This window comes from Campylobacter canis (assembly GCF_045504005.1).
In the GTDB taxonomy this organism is placed as follows: Bacteria; Campylobacterota; Campylobacteria; order Campylobacterales; family Campylobacteraceae; genus Campylobacter_A; species Campylobacter_A canis.
In genome coordinates, this window is record NZ_JBJJXH010000010.1 from 12,901 (window position 1) to 30,124 (window position 17,224).

General features: G+C 38.9%; 14 protein-coding genes. 7 read left to right on the plus strand and 7 right to left on the minus strand.

The window, feature by feature from the left end:
* Positions 1-2: 2 nt before the first annotated feature.
* Genes nrfD through phsA form a run of 3 tightly spaced genes read right to left on the minus strand, consistent with a single transcriptional unit; the run spans position 3 to position 3,848 of the window.
* The gene (nrfD, locus tag ACHJH3_RS09505) at positions 3-974 is read right to left on the minus strand and encodes an NrfD/PsrC family molybdoenzyme membrane anchor subunit (RefSeq protein ID WP_169940288.1); all 972 of its coding nucleotides are present in this window, start codon (positions 972-974) and stop codon (positions 3-5) included.
* Positions 967-1,536 (minus strand): 4Fe-4S dicluster domain-containing protein, encoded by a 570-nt coding sequence (locus ACHJH3_RS09510; RefSeq protein ID WP_169940286.1) that lies wholly within the window; start codon positions 1,534-1,536, stop codon positions 967-969. The genes nrfD and ACHJH3_RS09510 overlap by 8 nt, the downstream gene beginning before the upstream one ends.
* A gap of 11 nt (positions 1,537-1,547) precedes the next feature.
* The gene (gene phsA / locus ACHJH3_RS09515) at positions 1,548-3,848 is read right to left on the minus strand and encodes a thiosulfate reductase PhsA (protein ID WP_172201309.1); all 2,301 of its coding nucleotides are present in this window, start codon (positions 3,846-3,848) and stop codon (positions 1,548-1,550) included.
* 405 nt (positions 3,849-4,253) lie between these two features.
* On the opposite strand from phsA, the gene ACHJH3_RS09520 reads away from it, so the two are divergent.
* The 7 genes from ACHJH3_RS09520 to ACHJH3_RS09550 all read left to right on the plus strand — a co-directional run bounded on the left by ACHJH3_RS09520 (position 4,254) and on the right by ACHJH3_RS09550 (position 13,117).
* Positions 4,254-5,846, plus strand: coding sequence for an ABC transporter substrate-binding protein (locus ACHJH3_RS09520; RefSeq protein WP_172201307.1), 1,593 nt, complete (start codon positions 4,254-4,256; stop codon positions 5,844-5,846).
* Positions 5,847-5,859: 13 nt separating this feature from the next.
* Positions 5,860-6,867, plus strand: coding sequence for an ABC transporter permease (locus tag ACHJH3_RS09525; protein WP_169940280.1), 1,008 nt, complete (start codon positions 5,860-5,862; stop codon positions 6,865-6,867).
* A complete protein-coding gene (locus ACHJH3_RS09530) occupies positions 6,864-7,718 on the plus strand; it encodes an ABC transporter permease (RefSeq protein ID WP_407064602.1) in 855 nt (284 codons plus the stop codon). The genes ACHJH3_RS09525 and ACHJH3_RS09530 overlap by 4 nt, the downstream gene beginning before the upstream one ends.
* Positions 7,718-8,572 (plus strand): ABC transporter ATP-binding protein, encoded by an 855-nt coding sequence (locus ACHJH3_RS09535; protein WP_407064603.1) that lies wholly within the window; start codon positions 7,718-7,720, stop codon positions 8,570-8,572. Before ACHJH3_RS09530 ends, ACHJH3_RS09535 begins: the two co-directional genes overlap by 1 nt.
* On the plus strand, positions 8,569-9,345 hold the full coding sequence (locus tag ACHJH3_RS09540; RefSeq protein ID WP_407064604.1) for an ATP-binding cassette domain-containing protein: 777 nt from the start codon (positions 8,569-8,571) through the stop codon (positions 9,343-9,345). The genes ACHJH3_RS09535 and ACHJH3_RS09540 overlap by 4 nt, the downstream gene beginning before the upstream one ends.
* A gap of 248 nt (positions 9,346-9,593) precedes the next feature.
* Complete coding sequence (gene ccsA / locus ACHJH3_RS09545; RefSeq protein ID WP_407064605.1) at positions 9,594-12,665, plus strand: cytochrome c biogenesis protein; 3,072 nt, start codon at positions 9,594-9,596, stop codon at positions 12,663-12,665.
* A gap of 8 nt (positions 12,666-12,673) precedes the next feature.
* The gene (locus ACHJH3_RS09550; RefSeq protein ID WP_407064606.1) at positions 12,674-13,117 is read left to right on the plus strand and encodes a fatty-acid--CoA ligase; all 444 of its coding nucleotides are present in this window, start codon (positions 12,674-12,676) and stop codon (positions 13,115-13,117) included.
* A gap of 188 nt (positions 13,118-13,305) precedes the next feature.
* Here the strand turns inward: ACHJH3_RS09550 and ACHJH3_RS09555 are convergent, their stop codons facing one another.
* The 4 genes from ACHJH3_RS09555 to ACHJH3_RS09570 form a co-directional block, all read right to left on the minus strand.
* Positions 13,306-13,833, minus strand: coding sequence for a phosphatidylglycerophosphatase A family protein (locus ACHJH3_RS09555; RefSeq protein WP_407064607.1), 528 nt, complete (start codon positions 13,831-13,833; stop codon positions 13,306-13,308).
* A 132-nt stretch (positions 13,834-13,965) separates the two neighbouring features.
* On the minus strand, positions 13,966-15,147 hold the full coding sequence (locus ACHJH3_RS09560) for a sulfate adenylyltransferase (RefSeq protein ID WP_407064608.1): 1,182 nt from the start codon (positions 15,145-15,147) through the stop codon (positions 13,966-13,968).
* The gene (locus ACHJH3_RS09565) at positions 15,128-16,018 is read right to left on the minus strand and encodes a response regulator (RefSeq protein WP_407064609.1); all 891 of its coding nucleotides are present in this window, start codon (positions 16,016-16,018) and stop codon (positions 15,128-15,130) included. The genes ACHJH3_RS09560 and ACHJH3_RS09565 overlap by 20 nt, the downstream gene beginning before the upstream one ends.
* Positions 16,015-17,133 carry a bifunctional 2-C-methyl-D-erythritol 4-phosphate cytidylyltransferase/2-C-methyl-D-erythritol 2,4-cyclodiphosphate synthase gene (locus ACHJH3_RS09570; protein ID WP_407064610.1) on the minus strand — a complete coding sequence of 373 codons (1,119 nt, stop codon included), beginning with the start codon at positions 17,131-17,133 and terminating at the stop codon, positions 16,015-16,017. The genes ACHJH3_RS09565 and ACHJH3_RS09570 overlap by 4 nt, the downstream gene beginning before the upstream one ends.
* Positions 17,134-17,224: the final 91 nt, after the last annotated feature.

The window sequence follows — 17,224 nt, forward strand, 5'->3', positions numbered from 1 at the left end:
TATTAAGCTCCTGTAAAGACTTGTCCCGCATACACGATATAATATCTAAGCAAGATAACACCGCAAATTATAACCAATGAGTTTACTACGATGTAGCCAACTCTGTAAGCGTGATTTTTAAGTGCGGTAGCTGCGATAATTATAGGAGTAACAAGTCCTATGCCTACAACTCCTATCCAAAATATCATAGCATAATGTCCCGTAGTAAGAGCTTGCTTAGCCACTACAGCACTTGCTCCGCCTTCAAAATGAAGACCTAGGAAAAGAATCGCTATCAAAGGTATCTCAAATAAAACCGCTCGCAAATCCAGCACAAGCAAGTATTTTACATTTTCTTTATTGATTAGGTGCTTAAAGCATGTCATTCCCACTAAAATATTTGCCGCTACGCCTGAGCTAAATCCTGAAGTTAGGAATAAGATCGGAAGTATAGGCGTATTCCAAAGCGGAAGTTTATAAACCGCACTTAGCAAGAAGCCTGTGTAAATTCCAACTCCTATCGCCATTAAAAATAGTATCGTTTCAATGGTTTTAGCAAGAGGTGCAAATGAACGTATTACTCTTGACACGGGGCGTAATAGCGAAAAGATTGCGTATTTTTCTATCTCTTTTTCAAAGATAATTATCGCAAACAAAAACGCAAACGGCGTATAGATAAGTAGCAATGCAACACCTATTGACATAACGGAGCCAAAGTTATACTTAATCAAAATCCAATAAAAACTAAGCGGCTTACCAAGATCAAGCACAAGCAAAGCTAGGCCCACGCAGATAGTTACGGGGGCTACTATGGCGCCCGCTTTTACCATCGCGTCCCAAATAGTATCGTTTTCTTGTTTGTGATAGTTCCACTTAACTAAAAGTGCAACCATCATAGAGCCCGCTGAAAGACCAGCTAAAAACAGATAGACCGCAATCGGCCACGGCCAGTAAATTTCGTGATATTGAGCTACGCTTCCCCACATATTATTCATGGCTTCCTCCTTTGCGGTTTGCTATCATAGCTAGTTTTGGTCTAGTTTTAAGCTCAGCTTTTGGATAGTAGTGAGCCTTATCGTTTAAAATTTTGCTAACTTCGCTATTTGGATCATTTAGATCGCCAAATGCAAGCGCGTCTGTAGGACATACGGTAACGCAAGCAGGTTGTTCGCCTTTACTCACTCTTGTTTCAAAACAAAACGTACATTTACCTACTTCACCGGTACCCGGCTCAACGTATCTTGCATCGTAAGGACAAGCAAGGATGCAGTATTTACAGCTTACGCAGGTGCTGTGATCCATTAACGTAAGTCCATCTTCTGTCTTAAAGCTAGCTCCAGTAGGACATACGTCTACACAAGGGCTATCTTCGCACATAACACAGCTGTTTCTTATAAAATCCGTCTTTAAATTTGGAAACGTTCCGCTCATTTTTGCATGAACTTGAAGTCTATAAACTCCGTTTGGAACGTCATTTTCACTTCTACAAGCTACCGAACACGCTTGGCAACCTATACAAAGGTTTTCGTTATGAACCATTCTATATGCTTTTTTCATCTCACTCTCCCTTAAGCTTTAACTATATCAACGCCGACGTTTGTAACCATCGTAGAGCACACCGGACCCGCTTCAGGATTTAGAAGCTTACTTTGGTTTGTTCCCATTCCGTCCGTTCGTTTAAGACCTGCAGACACGTGTCCAAATCCATGATACAAGAATAATGTATCTTCTCTAATGCCTTCTGTTACAAATATAGTTGCCTTATCTTTTGAAAATTTATTTTGCAAAAAGACCTTATCGCCTGTTTTTACACCATATTTTTTAGCTGTTTTTGGATTTATCCACACAGGAGATTCACTCATTAAATCATTTAAGAAAGGAACGTTTTGAGTGTGACCGTTAGTATGGATAGGAGTTTTTCCCGTCATGATAGCAAGCTCATGTCCTGCATAAACATCCATATCTTTAACGTTATCTTCCATATTTCCTAAACAGCCGTAAGTAGGAAATTGCGCATCAACCTTTTCACTAAACAGCTCGATTTTTCCACTCTCTGTTTTAAATTTCACTTGAGAATCCATAAGTCCGTTTTCGCCTACAAATTTCTCTGCATGAGGGAATTTCTTAACAAAATTTTTAACGCTGTCTTTTTCTCTGAATAAAATTCCAGGCACTTTCCAAGTCACATATCCGTCTTTTGCAAGTTGCGCTAGTAGCTCGGCGTTACCTTTAACTTGCTGCATTCTCCACTCGTCCATAGTGTTGTTTGTATATTTTTCATCTATTTTCATGCGTCTTGCAAGCTCTCTAAAGATATCATAGCCATTTTTTGTATCGCCTACAGGATCAATTACTTTATTTCTTATCATATACGCAGGTTTTTGGCTTGATTTATCTTCAATTCCCTCATCTCTTTCAAGATATGTGCTTTCAGGCAAGATAACGTCTGCATAGATTGAAAAGTCGTTCATATAAACGTCAGAGCTTACTATAAAGTCAAGCTTTTTAAGGCTTTCTATCGTTTTGTCAGTTCCTGCAACGTTGATCATGTGATTAAATCTGATATTAAACCAACCTTTTATAGGATAAGGCTTTTCGCTCATTATGGCATCAGGAATTTCCATCAAAACGCCGTGGCTTCTACCTACGAATTTATTTCTTCCATCTTCGCCAGCTGCATCAAGTCTTGGAGTTTTTGGAACTTTTATAGCCGCATCAGGGTTTGTAATGCCAGGTATTAGCTCTTCTCCTGCTAAAGAGTTGTATTTTTTGGCGTTTTTACCGCCGAAAATTCCGCCCTTTTTCTCCCAGTTGCCCATCATCGCATTTGCAACCATGATAGCTCTTGTGCGGATGTATTCAGCCTTTGCGGTTGTTGTTTTATGACCAAAATCGATAATGACTTTTGGAGCGGCTTTCCAAATTTCACCCGCGATTCTCTCAACGGTTTTAGCAGGAATTCCGGTAATTTTCTCTTGCCACTCAGGAGTTGTATCTTTAGTGCTTTCTACGACTTTATCAAATCCTATTGTAAATTTCTCGATAAACTCTTTATCGTAAGTTCCGTTTTTAATCCATGTATGAATAAGCGCTAGTACAAACGCTAAGTCTGTTCCCGGTTTTACAGGAAGCCACTCATCGGCTTTAGCGGCTATAACGCTAAATCTTGGCTCAAGAACCAAGAGTTTAGTATCGTCTTTTTCAGCCATTTTCGCAACTTTTTTAGTGTCTGATATAACGATACCCTCAAAGAGGTTGTGACCGAAATTTACGATATATTTTGCATTTCCGAAGTCTCTTTTTAATCTTCCATCTCCATACATATGCTCACAGACCATTCTGTAAGTTATCGGACAACAGGACATGTGAGAAAAGCAGTTTGGAGAGCCGTATGCGCTTGCAAAAGTTGTCATAAGTTTATGAGTTTGGCTTGATTTTGCGGTAAATACAAAGCTCTCAGGACCATATTTTTCTTTGATCTCAAGCATTTTTTTAGCCACAAGATCAAGAGCTTCGTCCCAGCTTGCCTCACGCCATTTATTTTCACCGCGCTCACCTACTCTAATGAGAGGCTTTACAAGTCTTTGCGGATCGTATAGTTGATTGTGACCCGCGCCACCTCTTGCGCAAACTGAAGTTGCGGTTCCGCTAACTTTACCGTTTCCTTGTATAAAGATGTTTTTGCCGTCCACTACTTTAGCTTCGATAGGACAGCGAGTCGAACACATCTCGCAAAAACTATAAGCTACCCTCTCTCCGCCTTCCAATGCTTTAGCGCCGACCGCACCCAAAGTGCCGGGAGCATAAGTCATAGCTAAAAAACCGGTTGCCGTGGAAGCCTTCAAGAAATTACGTCTTGATTTGTTCATATTTCCTCCTCATTAAATTTTAATTTGATGAAATCATAAAATAACTGCGTAAATTATGCGTAAATTTTTCATATCATATTTAGTAGTTAATTGATAATTATTATCTTATAAAATCTCGTATTTTTCGTATTTTTATAAAAATAAATTTTAAATTTCTTACGTAAATTTAAAATTTATTTATTTTCATTTTTTTGTAAAATTGATATTTTTTAAGAATTTAAACAGGTTTATTCATATTTGATTTGTATAGTGTAAATTTGTTACTAAAGTTACTAAAATATAACAAAAATTAACATATTGTAAATTTTTTTGATAAATTTAGCCCATTTTATGCGCTACCAAAAAGCTTTTTTGATACAATCTGACACAGAATGCAAATTTAATTTACGATAAAGGAGAGCCAAAATGAAAAAGCTTACGATGCTTTTAATGCTTTTTTGCGCTAGTTTGTTGCTTGCCGAACCAAAATACGGCGGTACACTTGTCTTTGGACGCAGCGGTGACGCTACCGCTATGGATCCAGCTCACACTACCGACGGTGAAAGTATATTTGTAACAGACAATATATTTGACAACCTAGTTCAGTTTAAATACGGTTCAACCGAGATAGAACCAGCTCTTGCAAAGAGTTGGGATGTAAGCGCGGACGGACTTGAATATACGTTTTACTTAAGAGAGGGTGTGTATTTTGCTCCGACCAAATTCTTTAAGAAAAAAGTAGAATTTACTGCAGACGATGTAGTGTTTTCATTTAAACGCCAATTTGACAAAAGCCATCCTTTTGCAAAAGTAGGCGGCGCTTATGAATACTGGATAAATATGGACATGGACAATATTGTAAAAGATGTTGTTAAAGTAGATAAATACACGGTCAAATTTCTTCTTAAAAAGCCTGAAGCTCCGTTTTTGGCAAATATAGCTATGGATTTTGCGGGAATTCTTTCAAAAGAGTATGCTGAGGAGCTTATGAAAAACGGCAAAGCCGAGGACTTAAACCGCCTTCCCGTGGGAACGGGTCCGTTTGTCTTTGAAAAATGGATAAAAGACGATCGCGTTATACTTACGGCAAACAAAGAATACTGGGGCGGCAGACCTTATCTTGATAGAGTTATTCTTCGCGTTATACCAAACGCTTCGGTTCGCACCGCAGAGCTTAAAACTGGTCAAATTCAAATTTTAGAGCAGCCAAACCCTGCCGAAGTAAAAGATCTGGCAAAAGATCCTAATGTAAAACTTATCGAAAAAGAAGGTATGAACGTAGGCTATCTTGCCATGAATACAAATAGAGAGATGTTTAAAGACCTAAGAGTTCGCCAAGCCATAAACCATGCGGTTAATAAAAAAGCTATCGTAGATGCGGTATACGAAGGTTTCGGCAAGGTTGCATATGCTCCGATTCCGCCGAATTTATGGAGCTTTAACGATAATATCACCAAATACGAATATGATGTAGAAAAAGCAAAAGCCCTTCTTAAAGAGGCGGGGTATGAAAACGGATTTGAGGTTACGCTTTATGCTATGCCGGTATCAAGACCGTATATCCCTGATGGAAGAAAAGTGGGCGAAGCTATCCAATCAGACCTTGCAAAAGTAGGCATAAAAGCTAAAATAGTAAGCTACGACTGGGTAACATATCTTGATAAGACTAAAAATTTAGAGCATGATATGTGCTTGCTTGGCTGGACGGGAGATAACGGAGATCCGGATAACTTCTTAAACATCCTTTTAACCTCTCATGCAGCAAACGTCCCTGCGCAAAACTACGCGGCTTGGAAAAATCCTGAATTCGACAAGCTAGTAGCAAAAGCGAAAGAGACAAGCGATGTAAACGAAAGAACAAAGCTTTATCAAGAGGCTCAAGAGGTATTTGCCAAAGATGTTCCTTGGGTGACATTGGCAAATTCGGTTAATGTAGTGCCGGTAGCTAAATTCGTAGAAGGATTTAAGATAGACCCTGTCGGCAAAAGAAGATTTAAAGAAGTATGGCTAAATAAATAAAAAGAAGGCTTAATTGTTACGTTACATTATAAAGAGGTTTTTATGGGCGATACCCGCACTTTTTGGGGTATCGCTCCTTGTATTTTCTATGGTTCACCTAACTCCGGGTGAGCCTGCTTTGGCAGTTTTAGGTGAGCGGGCTACAAAAGAAAGTATTGAGAAATTTAATGAAGAAATGGGCTTTAATAAGCCTTTAACCGAGCAATATATAAGTTTCGTCACTAAATCTCTCAAAGGCGATTTTGGAAATTCAATCAAGACCAAGCAGCCCGTCTGGGACGAATTTATAGAGAGATTTCCGGCTACAGTAGAGCTTGCTACGATAGCTATGCTATTTGCTATTATTATAGGTGTCACAGCCGGCATAATATCTGCTGTAAAAAGATACAGCACTTTTGATTACGCTTCAATGTTTGTTGCGCTTGCAGGCGTTAGTATGCCGATATTTTGGCTTGGATTGATGCTTATTTATTTTTTCAGCGTGAAGCTCGGATGGCTACCCGTATCAGGAAGGCTCGGGTATGAATTTTACGTTGAACAAGTTACGGGATTTCACCTTATAGATACGCTTTTGGCAAACGATATAGATGCTTTTAAAGACGCACTTAAGCATCTTGTGTTGCCTGCTTTTGCACTTGGAACTATTCCAATGGCGATAATCGCAAGAATGTCGCGAGCAAGTATGACTTCCGTGCTAAAAGAAGACTATATAAGAACGGCAAAAGCAAAAGGATGTAGCTCGTTTAGAGTTATTATCTCGCACGCCCTTAAAAATGCTTTAATGCCTGTTATTACTGTTATTGGGCTTATGTTTGGAACTCTCTTTGCAGGAGCCATTTTAACAGAGACCACGTTTTCTTGGCCCGGTATCGGCAAGTGGCTAGTAAATGCCGTTTATCAGCGAGATTTTCCGATTATCCAATCAGCCACCCTTATAATCGCGACTATATTTATTGTTATAAATTTGATCACCGACTTGCTCTATGCGGTCATAAATCCAAAAATCAGGCTTGGCCAATGAGCAACCAACTAATAAAACAATTTACTAAAAACTACTTTGCTATGTTTGGTCTATTTATAGTTTTAGTTCTTGTTGTGTGTGCTATATTTGCACCTCTCATAGCTCCATTTGATCCAAACGAGCAAAATTTGGCAATGCGCCTTTTGCCACCTATTTATGAAAACGGAGCAAATTCGGCTTATATACTAGGGACCGATGATTTTGGAAGAGATCTTTTGTCGCGCATCATATATGGCGCAAGAGTTTCCATAATGATAGGTTTTATATCCGTCGTTATATCTCTTGCAATTGGACTCTTGCTTGGAATTTTAGCAGGTTATTACGGCGGGCTAATCGATCTAATCATAATGCGAATTGTTGATATCATGCTTGCAATCCCCGCGATCTTGCTTGCTATCGTTATCGTAGCTATCCTTGGACCAAGTTTATATAACGCCATGATAGCAATCGGTATAGTCGGAATTCCAACTTACGCAAGGATAATAAGAGCAAGCGTACTTGCCGAAAAAGAGAAAGAATACGTCATCGCTTCTCGCATAAACGGCTCAAGCGATCTTAGACTAATGCTACTGGTTATCCTGCCAAACTGCCTAAGTCCTATCATCGTACAAGCCACTATGGGCTTTGCTAGCGCGGTGCTAGAAGCGGCGGGACTGAGCTTCCTTGGACTTGGCGCGCAACCTCCGCTTGCAGAATGGGGAGCGATGCTTTCAAATTCACTCCAGTACATCACGACGGCTCCTTGGATGATATTATATCCGGGTCTTGCGATATTTCTAACAGTGCTTGGATTTAACCTTATCGGAGATGCTCTAACAGACGCGCTTGATCCGAAGCTAAGGAGTAGATGATGCTACTTGAAGTTAGAAATTTAGAGGTCGGATTTGAAAGCGAGCTAGGCTATACAAAAGCAGTAAACGACGTGAGCTTTAGCCTTGAAAACAATAAAACTCTTTGCATAGTCGGAGAAAGCGGTTCAGGCAAAAGCGTAACAAGCCTAAGCATAATGAGACTGCTTGATAAAGAGGCGCGTATAAAAAGAGGTGAAATTTTATTTAACGGCACAAATTTGCTAAGCCTCAAAGAAAGCGGTATGCGAAATATCAGAGGCTCTCAAATCGCTATGATATTTCAAGAGCCGATGACTAGCCTAAATCCTAGCCTAACAATAGGCTATCAGATAGATGAGGCACTAAAGCTTCATCAGCCAAATTTAAGCAAGAAAGCGCGAGCTTTAAAAGTAATCGAAAGCCTTGAGATGGTAGGCATAAAAGAGCCTGCAAAGCGCATCAAAGAGTATGCTTTTAAGCTTTCAGGCGGTCAGCGCCAACGCATAATGATAGCCATGGCTATGGTCTGCAAACCCCAGCTTCTTATCGCGGACGAGCCTACAACGGCACTTGACGTAACCATACAAGCTCAAGTTATCGAGCTTATGAAAGATTTGCAAAGAGCAAATAATATGGCAATTTTATTTATCACGCACGATCTTGGCATCGTTTCAAATATCGCTGATGACGTGATAGTAATGTATAAAGGTCAAATCGTTGAAAGCGGCGGAGTAAAAGAGGTATTAAAAGACCCGCGACATCCATATACAAAAGCTCTTATGGGCTCGATCCCAAAAGAGGGCGAGCGTAAAACGAGGCTTGAATTTGTTGATGAAAACATCAATTATTTAGAGTTTAAAAAAGAGATAAGATGAACCTTTTTGAGATTAAAAATTTAAAAAAATACCACACGATAAAGACCGGAATTTTAAAAAAAGAGGTTATAAAAGCGGTTGATGACATAAGTTTTGAGCTTAGAAAAAGGGAAATTTTAGGCATAGTCGGCGAAAGCGGTTGCGGCAAATCAAGCACTGCAAAACTTCTAATAGGGATTGACGAACCGACAGGCGGACATATCATCTACAAAGATAAAGACAAGGCTAAATTTGATAAAAACGATCTGAAAAATTTTAGAAAAAATGTTCAGATGATCTTTCAAGATCCTTATTCCAGTCTAAATCCGCGCTGGAACATAGGAAAAATCATATCAGAGCCGCTAGTGCTAAATACTGATTTAAGCAAGGACGAGATCAAAGGCGAAGTGCTAAAGATAATGAAAAAAGTAGGGCTTAAAGAGGAGTGGTACCACCGCTACGCCCATCAATTCTCAGGAGGACAGCGTCAGCGCATCGGAATCGCTCGCTCTCTTATCCTGCGTCCGGAAGTCATCATCTGCGACGAACCTGTAAGCGCACTTGATGTAAGCATTCAAGCTCAGGTTTTAAATTTACTTCTTGATTTGCAGGATGAATTTGGCCTTACCTATATCTTTATAAGTCATGATTTGGGTGTGGTTGAGCATATAACGGACAGAATTTTAGTAATGAATCACGGCAAAATAGTTGAAAGCGGTGAAGTGGATGAGATTTTTAGCTCGCCTAAGAACGAATTTACAAAAACTTTAATGAAAGCAATACCTAAAATTTAATTTTTATTTTTTATAAATCTTGTTTAAAACAGAAGTAAATTTTCAAATTTCAGGCTATTTTGCACCGAATTTAGCCTGTTTTTAATATATGTTATCAAATTTAAATCTCACAATTATAAATCCCTCTTAAAAAATGATACAAAATAATCTAAAAATATTAAAATTCGTTACATATTAATAACTAAGCGCAGAAATTTTTAAAGAAATATTGTTATAATGTGCCATTTGATAATTTAAAAAGGATAATAATGAGAGGGGTAAAATCTATATTTTTTAGTATGACTTCAGCTCTTATATTGTTGCTTTTGTTTGCTATCGCAAGCGGTCTTGCTACGTTTATCGAGACTTATTACGATACTAAAAGCGCATGGGCTGCGGTTTATGGTGCAGGCTGGTTCGCTGCGATCCAACTGCTTTTAGGTATAAATTTAGCTTACAATATCTACCGCTACAGGCTTATTGACTCTAAAAAACTTCCCGTTTTTATATTTCACCTTAGTTTTCTCTTCATGTTGCTAGGCTCTGCTATGACGCGCTATCTTGGATTTGAAGGCAATATTCATATCAGAGAAAATACTGCCGAAAACACAATGTATGAGATGGGCTCAAAGATAACTATGGAGACCAAAAAAGACGGCAAGGAATTTAAAGTAGCCATTCCAAAACAGATAACTTCAATGAGTCCGAACGAATTTGATATGAGCCTTGATATAGAAGGTAAAAAGGCGAATCTAACATATAAAGCCTACTATAAAAGTGCTGAATTTGAGTATTTTGAATCTAGTAGCGGCGAAGCTTTAATAGAGCTTGTAGTTTCAGATACGCAAAACCGAGAAGAAGTAGCTCTAAGACCGGGTAGCGTTAGAGAGCTTGGAGGAGTTAGCTTTGTATTTAACACCGAGCCGACACTTGAAAAATTCGTGCAGTTTGAATATAAAGACGGCAAATTTAGTATGAATTCAAGCCATAATATCGGCTATTTCATTATGGCGTCAAACGACAAAGGCGAATATGCCGCAAAGGACAAGGTTGAGTTCTTGCCTAGCCAGCTTTATACGATAGGAACAATAAATTTCGCTCCGAGAAAAATTTTAGAAAAGGCCGACAGAAGGCTTGTTAGCAAAAATGGCGATTTTGACGCGATTGTGGCAAATTTAAGCTTTGAGGGCGAAAATAAAGAGGTGATCCTTTATGAAAACCACGTCATTCCCGTCAATGAAACGGTAGGAGGGCAGGACTTTACGCTTACATGGGGTGCTCAGCCTATAGTGCTTCCGTTTTCTCTTTACCTAAAAGACTTTGAGCTTAAACGCTATCCGGGATCAAATTCTCCGATGAGCTACTCAAGCGACGTAGTCGTGCAAGATAGTCAAACCGGCAATTACGACTATAAAATTTATATGAACCACGTGCTAGATCATGCAGGATATAGATTTTTCCAAAGCTCTTACGACATGGACGAAAAAGGCACTATCCTTTCTGTAAATAAAGACCCCGGCAAAATTCCTACTTACCTCGGATACTTCTTGCTTGGAGTCGGGTTATTTTTTAACGTAGTAAATCCTCATAGCAGATTTAGAAAACTTGCAAAACTTATAAATCAAGATGCCATAAAGAAAGTAGCAAGCCTGCTTGTTATATTTGCCGCCTGTGCATTTACGCCAAGCGCTGAAGCTTACGAAGCTCCGAACATAAATGCAGATCACGCAAAAGAGCTTTCAACCGTCATAGTTCAAAGCGCAGACGGTCGCATGAAGCCTTTTGATACGATAGCAAGAGAAATTTTAAATAAAGTTCATAGAAAAGATACTATAAACGGTATGAACGCAAATCAAGTCATGCTTTCTATGATGGTAAACGCTCCATACTGGCGCGAAATTCCGATAATAGCGATTCACAACAAAGATCTTAAAAAGATGATAGGCGTAGATGAAAATGCAAAATACGCCAAATTTAACGACTTTTTTACCTATGATCAAAATACAACCAAAAGCACATATAAGCTAACCAAATATGCCGAAGAAGCCAACAGAAAGCGTCCTGCAGAAAGAGGAACTTTTGATAAAGACGTACAAAAAGTGGACGAGAGACTAAATATACTTTATATGGTATTTGTAGGTGAAATTTTCACGATGTTTCCAAAGATAGACGATCCTAACCATACTTGGTATGCGCCGGCCAGTGCGATGATGTATTTTCCCAAAGAGGAAAGAGAGCCGATTAGTAGAATTTTACAAGATTATTTTACGGGCGTAAGCGATGCGAGCAAAAGCGGCAACTGGAGCGTGCCAAACAGAGCGCTTGCAGAAATAAAAACATACCAAGAAGAGCACGGCTCTGCGGTAATGCCTGCTAAAAAACGCATAGATATGGAAATTTTATTTAACAAATATAAAATTTTTGATTCTCTAACGCCATTTTACTTATTAGCGGGCTTTGCTCTGCTCATATTCGTATTTATCAAGATGGCTCGCCCTAGACTTAACATCAACTGGATGTTTAAGATAGTTTACTCTGTTAATATCCTAGCCTTTTTGATACACACGGCAGGACTAGGACTTCGCTGGTATATCTCGGGGCACGCACCTTGGAGTAATGCGTATGAATCCATGATCTATATCGCTTGGGCACTAAGCCTTTCTGGTATCGTATTTTCTCGCCAAAGCCCTATCGCGATGGCGCTTACTTCGATTCTAGCAGGCATTACGCTATTTGTGGCTCATCTCAGCTGGATGGATCCGCAGATCACCACTCTTGTGCCGGTGCTTCAGTCGTATTGGCTAACTATCCACGTATCTGTTATAACGGCTAGCTACGGATTTTTAGGACTTTGTTCTCTGCTTGGAATGTTTTCGCTTATACTATTTATATTCCAAGGCAAAAAAGAGAATAAAGAGATATCAAGAAATATCCTTGAAGCGACACGTATCAACGAAATGGCGATGATACTAGGTCTTAGCCTTCTTACGCTTGGAAACTTCCTTGGAGGCGTTTGGGCAAACGAAAGCTGGGGAAGATACTGGGGCTGGGACTCTAAAGAGACTTGGGCACTCGTTTCCATCTTGGTTTATGCAGTAGTTTTACACATAAGATTTGTTCCAAAACTCAACAACCAATACGCTTTTGCGGTTAGCTCGATGTTTGCTTATTGGGCTATCATAATGACTTATTTTGGCGTAAATTTCTACTTAAGCGGTATGCACTCGTATGCGGCGGGCGATCCGGTACCGGTGCCTGATTTCGTATGGATAACTATGCTTATAATGGTAATAATAGCTATCACGGCATACTTTAGAAAGTCGCCAAACGTAAGACTATAAGGAATAATTTGGATACCAAATCCATAGTTATAATATCACTGATAATAGCAGTAGCGGCGGTCATCGCCATACTGCTATTGATCGTATTTAAGCTAAGAAAAACTCCTCAAGCAAAGCCTAAAGTATCAAGCGAGCCTGTTTTAAAAACTGATGAAAATATCAACTTAAATTCCTTGCTTGATATAGTAGCGAACAAATCCTCAACCAAAGACGAGCTGTTTGGCGCGCTTAAAATTTTTACTGATAAATTTAGCATACCCGCTAAACAAAATAGCAAAATTCCAAATGAAGCAAAAGCTTATCTGAGCTTTATCCTCCTTCTTGCAAGCCATTCAAATGCCGATGCGAAGCTAATAGCGTTCATGAACAACGAACTAAAAAAGAAAAATCCTACCTATGCAAACGAGATAGAATTATACGAAGAACAAGGTAAAGCAAGGCGCAGGAAGTAAATTCAGATAGTCCATTACAATCTAGTAGATGCTTAAAACAAGCCTGGACATACCGCATCTTAACAACTCTAACCTTTAAAATACTATTAATTTGTAAAAAGATAGCAAAAAGAAAAATGCAAAAATTAAATTCAGTTGTTAAATTTGCAATACAGGCATAAATTTCTTCAAATTTATGCCTGATTAGTCTATTTTAAAATTCCCTCTATCATATTTGGCACTTCGTAAAACGGCATTTGAAGGCTGATCCATTCGTAATCAAGTCCCGATTTCACAAGTAGCGCATAAGTAATCGCGCTCATCAAGGCGGCAAAAAAGCCTGCTAGCATATCATCGCCCATTACGCCAAGTCCGCCCTTAACTCCTCTATCAACCCGCCCTATGATGGAAGGCTTCGTGATATCTAAAATTCTAAAAAACACTACCGATAAAACAAACTGAACCACCGTAATAGAACTCATCGAAAGTGCGAGCCAAACTCCTGCAACCTCATCTATAACGATACTTTTATCATCATGCACGCCGGTTTGTTCTTCGTATTTATTGATAACACCGATACTTGCGGCAAACAGCAAAATAGATGACAAAAATAGCGTCTCAGGAGGTAATACAACCAGTATAAGATAAGCCGCCAAAGCTCCTGCGATACTTCCTACGGTGCCGGGCGCTTTTGGACTAAGTCCCGTATAAAAAAAGGTTAAAAATAGTTTTTGCATAAATTTCCTTAAAATTATTAAATTTCCGGCTTTATATCTAAGGCAAAGCCTAACCAAACCGCTTTACATAAAGATACCTTAAGCAGCATAAATTTAAGCCTCAAATTTTACAAGCCACAACTAAAAACAAAATCAAGTAAGCGAAGTCGTCTGATAAAGCTGCATAAGCTCCTCATAAAATTCTCTCTCGGTATGATTCTCAAGAAGTCCCGAATTTGGAAATAGATCATCATAAAGCTTTTGTAGATTTTTAAATCTATTCGGAAAAACTTCACTTAAAATCATTGCCGAGATATCCCGCCTCATCAAAATCGCAGGAGGCAAAATTCCCTGTTGAAGAAGCGCTTTAAGAGTGCTTGTGTGATATTTTATATGATGATGCTGTCCGTGCGGGCAAGTTTTCGTACTTACTATCGTCCTGCATTCGTTACAATACACAAGCTCTGGAAGCACGATTATCTCAAGCTTTAAAGCCTCTTTATATTTTTCAAGTATGGTATGCGCGACATTTTGATCATAAAACATCCCGATGCCTGCGTGATTTTGCCCGACAACGAGCTTATCTGCGCCAAGACTGTTTGCGGCTATACACTCAAGAGTCGGGTTCATATGCGCGCTAAACAAATTTGAGTTTTCAAAAGGGACTATTATGAGGCGATTTTTAGGCAGGTAGTTTTGTGAAAAATACTCCATTACGCGCTTTTTAAGCCCAAATTCTATCTCCCAATCGCTCTTGTAGCTCTTAAGCAAAAACAAAAGCACCAAGTCCGCCTTATCTATCGTCATCCTGATAAGCCTCTCATGAGCTCTGTTAAAAGGCTCGGCAGTTAGCATCACGGCGGTTATTTTTTGCGCGTTTAGCTCGTTTTTTACGGTGGCTATCTCCTCTTTTACTTTTTTAAATATATCGCTATAAATTTCAAATTTACCGCTTACCGCAAGCTCTCCGCTTTGAATCAGCTCAGTTTGGATAGTCTCATTGGCATGAAAGATGTTTTGATATTTTTTAGATTGGTTAAATTTAAAAACACTATCAACAACGATGTGTCCGACTATCTTATCATCTTTTAAAAGCTCGATCTTGTCTCCGCTCTTTGCATTTTTTAAGCACTCTTGGTTGCGCTTGCCAAAAGGGGCTAAAATAAAGCTATAAGGCATCGGCTCTCCGTTTAAAAAGCCTGTTTCATACACTTCTTGCGCCTCTTTTTCATTCATCAAGCGATTAAATTCGCTAAAAATTTGATTGTGAATCAGCTCAAGTGCACCGTAAGCTTCCTCGTTTATTAAGATAGTGTTATTTTTTCTTGACGACATCGTATTTTTTCCTCTTTTCCCAAAGCGATTTACGCGAAATGCCAAGCTTCTTGCTAAGCTCGGTGTCAGGATAATTCTCTTGATAATTCACTATAATATGCTTGATATAATCATCAATAGTCAAAATTTCATCTATCTGGAAATTTTTCTCATCGGTAGTGATATTTAAAATTTCAAAATTTGCGCTTTCGTTCTGATTGGTAGAGCTTATTATAAGCTTTCTTTTCATCGCGAGGTTGTAAATTTTATTCTTATCGTCGCTTCTTAAAATTTGAAAATTTGAAAAATACAGCAAATCCCTAGGATTGTCTTTTGCTATGGTTTCAAAATCTGGATTTTGATCAAGCGGGATAAATTTAAAGGATAAATTCATAGCCTTTGCGTATTCAAATACGAAATTATCGGCATTTATTATCTTATTGCATTTTATAAGCATAGGAAGTTTGAGTTTCTTAAAATCAAAATTCAGATTAGAAACCGCCTTAAAATGATAATTCAAATAATCCTGATAAGTCCTGATAAAGCTTTGCAGCCTTTTAAATTCCTCAAAATGCTTGATCTTACGCACAAGCTCTTCTATCATAAAAGGCTTTTGTATGTAGTCGCTCACGCCGGCTTTTATCGGATTTGAGACGGTATCGTTGCTTATATAGGTTATGAGTAAGATGATGATAGAGCTTTTAAATTTGTTGATGATCTTATAAAAATCCTCGCCCGGCAGTGTTGCAGAAAGTAACACAACATCAAAATACTCGTTCTTAAGCCCCTCTTTTACCGTCCTTGCTATCTCGCACTCATAGCCCAAATCCCCTAGCTTAGTCGCTATACTCTGAGCTAGATAAATTTCATTTTCTACTATTAAAACTTTCATGCTTGCGTCCAATCATAATATCTAAGGCTTGCCGTAGCACTTGCGGCTATACCTTCGCCACGCCCGACAAATCCTAATTTTTCCGTAGTTGTTGCCTTTACATTTATCCTGCTTGCACTTATATTTAGCGCTTGGGCTATATTTTGAGCCATCTTAAGCTTAAAAGCGCTTAGTTTCGGAGCTTGCGCCATAACGGTTATGTCGGCATTTACCAGCTCAAATCCAACGCTTTGAACGAGCTTATACGCCTGCTTTAAAAGCTCTATCGAATCGGCTCCTTTATATTTATCATCAGTGTCAGGGAAAAGCTCGCCTATATCGCCTAACGATGCCGCTCCTAAAATAGCGTCTATTAAGGCATGAGTTGCAACATCGCCGTCAGAATGAGCCTTAAATTTAAATTTATGTGGAATTTTCTCACCACAAATTGTTACGAAATTTCCCTCTTCAAAGGCATGCACATCAAAGCCGTTACCAAGATAAATTTCATTTTTCGGAGCTTTTAGGCAAGAAATTTTGGCCAAATCCTCTTTAAAGGTAATCTTTCTAGCGTTTTCATCACCCAACACATACCAAATTTTAGCCCCTATCGCTCTCATCGCCGAGCTATCGTCGGTATAAATTTTATCGCTTTGCAAGGCTTTTTTAAGCAGATCGGTTCTTGAAAGCTGCGGAGTTTGGACTAGCTTTACCCTATCTCTATCGATGACATCATCTTCAAAATAGACAGTATCTGCGACTTTAAGCACCGGCACTACGCAGTCGGCGTTATTTAGACCTTCTATTATCTTTGATAGTAAATTCGCACCGATACAGGGTCGAGCTATATCACTAACCAGAACAAATTCGCTGCTAACTTTATTAAGAGCGTTTTTTAAACTCTCTTGTCGTGTAACTCCACCACGCACAAAGCTGTAATGTGGCGCAAATTTACTCATGTAATCAGCCTCATTGCTTACCACTATGACATCTTTAAATGGATAATGAGAGCTTAAATTTTTAGTGGCAAACAACCAAAGCGGCTCATCTCCTGTGCGTAACCACTGCTTTTTTACGGGCATTTCAAATCTGGTTGAGTTGCCGGCTCCAAGCATGATAAGCGATATATCAAACAAATTTCATCCTTTTTACAAAAGTGTTACGATATTATACACTTAAAAAGCTTTTTTTTATCTTTTTTTGAGTAGTATTATTTCTATTTTATTT

Bases quoted from the DNA above. Each gene is read 5' to 3' on its own strand.
- nrfD (WP_169940288.1), bottom strand. From the start codon at position 974: ATGAATAATATGTGGGGAAGCGTAGCTCAATATCACGAAATTTACTGG.
- ACHJH3_RS09540 (WP_407064604.1), top strand. From the start codon at position 8,569: ATGAACCTTTTTGAGATTAAAAATTTAAAAAAATACCACACGATAAAG.
- ACHJH3_RS09530 (WP_407064602.1), top strand. From the start codon at position 6,864: ATGAGCAACCAACTAATAAAACAATTTACTAAAAACTACTTTGCTATG.
- ACHJH3_RS09520 (WP_172201307.1), top strand. From the start codon at position 4,254: ATGAAAAAGCTTACGATGCTTTTAATGCTTTTTTGCGCTAGTTTGTTG.
- ccsA (WP_407064605.1), top strand. From the start codon at position 9,594: ATGAGAGGGGTAAAATCTATATTTTTTAGTATGACTTCAGCTCTTATA.
- phsA (WP_172201309.1), bottom strand. From the start codon at position 3,848: ATGAACAAATCAAGACGTAATTTCTTGAAGGCTTCCACGGCAACCGGT.
- ACHJH3_RS09560 (WP_407064608.1), bottom strand. From the start codon at position 15,147: ATGTCGTCAAGAAAAAATAACACTATCTTAATAAACGAGGAAGCTTAC.
- ACHJH3_RS09565 (WP_407064609.1), bottom strand. From the start codon at position 16,018: ATGAAAGTTTTAATAGTAGAAAATGAAATTTATCTAGCTCAGAGTATA.
- ACHJH3_RS09555 (WP_407064607.1), bottom strand. From the start codon at position 13,833: ATGCAAAAACTATTTTTAACCTTTTTTTATACGGGACTTAGTCCAAAA.
- ACHJH3_RS09535 (WP_407064603.1), top strand. From the start codon at position 7,718: ATGCTACTTGAAGTTAGAAATTTAGAGGTCGGATTTGAAAGCGAGCTA.
- ACHJH3_RS09510 (WP_169940286.1), bottom strand. From the start codon at position 1,536: ATGAAAAAAGCATATAGAATGGTTCATAACGAAAACCTTTGTATAGGT.